Source organism: Methylobacterium sp. WL119 (genome assembly GCF_008039875.1).
Lineage (GTDB): Bacteria > Pseudomonadota > Alphaproteobacteria > Rhizobiales > Beijerinckiaceae > Methylobacterium.
Window position 1 is genome coordinate 1 of sequence record NZ_VRUU01000201.1, and the last position, 2,768, is coordinate 2,768.

Here is a 2,768-nt window from a genome sequence, read left to right on the forward strand (position 1 = left end):
GGCCGATGCCGGTCGCGGACGCGGCCGGCGACGGACCGGTCGCGCGCCTGCGCGCCGAGATCAACCGCCGGCGCCGGCCGCTGCTGCTCGGCCTCGCGGCGATCGTGCTCGCGCTCGGCGCCCTGCAGGCGATCAGCATGCGCCCGACCGCGAACGGCGACACGGCGCGCGCGCCCCAGCCGCCGACCGTGCTGGCCGACACCAACGCGTCCGCCGCGCCCAAGGGCGACCCGAAGGCCGAGCCTCGCGCGGATAAGGCCGAGCCGGCGATGCCGGCCGAGGCCCGCCCTGCCCCGGCCGACCCGCAGACCACGCAGGCGCTTGCCACCGCCGCCCCCGCGGAGGCGAAGGCGGCGCAGGCCCGGAGCGCGGTGCCGCAGGTGTCGAGCATGGCCTCGCTCGCCGGCGACCTCGCCACCCTGCCCGCCGGCCTGTCGAAGCTCCGCCAGGCGGCGCAGGACGGCGACGGCACCGCGGTCTGGGAACTGGCAGGGCGCGCCGCGGACGGGCGCGGCCTGCCGCGCGACCTGTCGCTGGCGGCCAAGCTCTACGAGAAGCTCGCCGGCGCCGGCTACGCGCCGGCCCAGTACAAGTACGCCGGTCATTACGAGAAGGGCGCCGGCCTCGTGCGCGACCTCGACAAGGCCAAGATGTGGTACGGCCGCGCCGCCGAGCAGGGCCATGCCCGCTCGATGCACAACCTCGCGGTGATCTACGCCGAGAACCCGAGCGCGACCGGCAAGCCGGACTACGCCTCGGCCGCCTCGTGGTTCAGGCAGGGGGCCGAGTACGGGGTGCGCGACAGCCAGTACAACCTCGCGGTGCTCTACGCCCGCGGCCTCGGCCTGACCCAGGACCTCGCGCAATCCTACGCCTGGTTCGCCGCCGCCGCCGCGCAGGGCGACGAGGATGCCGGCAAGAAGCGCGACGACGTGGCGACCAAGCTGAGCCCGGCCGACCTCGCCGCGGCGCGCAGCATCGCCGCGAACTTTAAGCCGCACCGGCTCGACCGCGCGGTCAACGAACCCCCGGTCGCCAAGGACGCCGCCGGGCCGATGACCCTGCTCGGCGCCCCGGCCCCGATCGCTCCCGCCCTCGGCCAGACCGCCCGCAAGGGGGTCTGAGCGCGAGCGCATAGGTGGCCCGGACCGGCGTTCCGGGCGGCGGAAGCTTGACCATGATGCCGCAGTGCGGGAACCCTCCGCGGCGGCGTTCGTAGGATACGTGATTCGATATGCGACCGCCGATCCGCAGCGGGCAGCCCGGAGGTCGGATGGCGCGCGTCTCCCCCGTACCGACCGGCGCCGTCCTCCTTGGCGTCGCGGGACTGATTCCGTTCGTCGGCTTCGCCGCGCTCGCCGTCAGCGGCAGCGACGGCGGCCTCGGCACGATCGGCCTGTCGCCGCGCACCATCCTCTCGGCCTACGGCGCGGTGATCGCGTCCTTCCTCGGCGGCATCCGCTGGGGCGCGGCGGCGGCGCGCAACGCCGGCAACGCCGACTACCTCATCGCCATCGTCCCGTCGCTTCTGGCCTGGGCCGCGCTCGCGGCCCCCGCCCCGTGGGACCTGCGGACCCTCGGCATCCTGGTGCTCGCCTGGGGCGTGGTCGACCAGGACCTCGCCCGGCGCGGCCTCGTCCCGGTCTGGCTCGGTCGCCTGCGCCTGGTGCTTTCGGGCGTCGCCGGCGCCGCCCTCCTGGTCGCGGCCTGATCGTCGCGCGGGTCGCCGACCGTCGACGACCCATTCCCCCGGCGATCGGCCTGCGCGGGACCCGGCCCGGGCCTCAGAACGGCAGCTTCATGCCGGGCGGCAGCGGCAGGCCCTTGGTGAGCTCGGCCATGCGCTCCTGCGCCGCCTGCTCGGCCTTGCCGCGCGCGTCGTTGACCGCGGCGAGGATCAGGTCCTCGAGGATCTCGCGCTCGTCGGCTACCATCAGGCTCGGGTCGATGGCGACGGCCTTGACGAGGCCCTTGGCGGTCATCGTCACGCGCACGGAGCCGCCGCCGGAGGCCCCCGAGACCTCGACCGTGTCGAGCTCGGCCTGGAGGCCGGCCATCTTCTCCTGCATGGCCTGAGCCTGCTTCATGATGCCCATGATGTCGCGCATGCGGATCGGTCTCTCGTTCGTGGGGTGAAGCGTGATCTGGGAAGCCGGGCGGGCGGATGCCAGCGTCAGGCGTCGTCGGCCTCGCCGTCCTCGGTCGCGGCCTCGTCGAGGCCTGCCGGGGCTTCGAGGTCTGCGGAGGCCGCCTCGGGGGCGTTGTCGCGCACGTCGACGATCTGCGCGCCGGGGAAACGCGCCAGCACCTCGCGCACCAAGGGGTGCGAGGCGGCGTTCTCGCGGCGGCTCTCGATCGCGGCACGGGCCTGCGCGTCGAGCGTCGGCGCGCCCGCCTCCCGCGAGGGCGTGACGATCCAGCGGCGGCCGGTCCACTGCTCGAGCGCCTTGGCGAGGTCGGCATGCAGGGAGGGGCGCCCGCCGTCCGCCTGACGGAACTCGATGCGGCCGTCCTCGAAGCGCACGAGATGCGCCTCGCGCTCCAGCGCCGACTTCAGAAGGATGTCGCGGCGGACGTCGGCGAGCGCCACCACGTCCTCGAACCGGGACAGTCGCGGGCCGGCCGGCTCGGCGGGCCGGCCCTGCACCACGGGCGCGGGCGCGACCGGTGCCGGGACCAGGACCGGACGCGGCGGCGGAAGCGGCCGGGCCTCCGGCAGGGGCCGCGCTTCGGCAGGCGGCGGTGCGGCGGCCGGCTCGGGCGCCGGA

The 2,768-nt window shown here is 75.5% G+C and carries 3 protein-coding genes and 1 pseudogene; 2 read left to right on the forward strand and 2 right to left on the reverse strand.

What is annotated here, in order from left to right; translation table 11 throughout:
- Positions 1 to 1,124: tetratricopeptide repeat protein (locus tag FV227_RS28260; RefSeq protein ID WP_147860449.1), on the forward strand; the 1,124-nt coding region annotated here is incomplete at its 5' end.
- A 149-nt stretch (positions 1,125 to 1,273) separates the two neighbouring features.
- A complete protein-coding gene (locus FV227_RS28265; RefSeq protein WP_147729576.1) occupies positions 1,274 to 1,711 on the forward strand; it encodes a DUF3429 domain-containing protein in 438 nt (145 codons plus the stop codon).
- A gap of 73 nt (positions 1,712 to 1,784) precedes the next feature.
- Here FV227_RS28265 and FV227_RS28270 read toward each other — a convergent pair whose 3' ends face one another.
- Together FV227_RS28270 and FV227_RS28275 are read right to left on the reverse strand one after the other, a co-directional pair.
- Complete coding sequence (locus FV227_RS28270; protein ID WP_147729577.1) at positions 1,785 to 2,108, reverse strand: YbaB/EbfC family nucleoid-associated protein; 324 nt, start codon at positions 2,106 to 2,108, stop codon at positions 1,785 to 1,787.
- Between the two features lie 65 nt (positions 2,109 to 2,173).
- Positions 2,174 to 2,768: pseudogene (locus tag FV227_RS28275) on the reverse strand (DNA polymerase III subunit gamma/tau); the annotation flags it as partial.

Bases quoted from the DNA above. Each gene is read 5' to 3' on its own strand.
- FV227_RS28270 (WP_147729577.1), bottom strand. From the start codon at position 2,108: ATGCGCGACATCATGGGCATCATGAAGCAGGCTCAGGCCATGCAGGAG.
- FV227_RS28265 (WP_147729576.1), top strand. From the start codon at position 1,274: ATGGCGCGCGTCTCCCCCGTACCGACCGGCGCCGTCCTCCTTGGCGTC.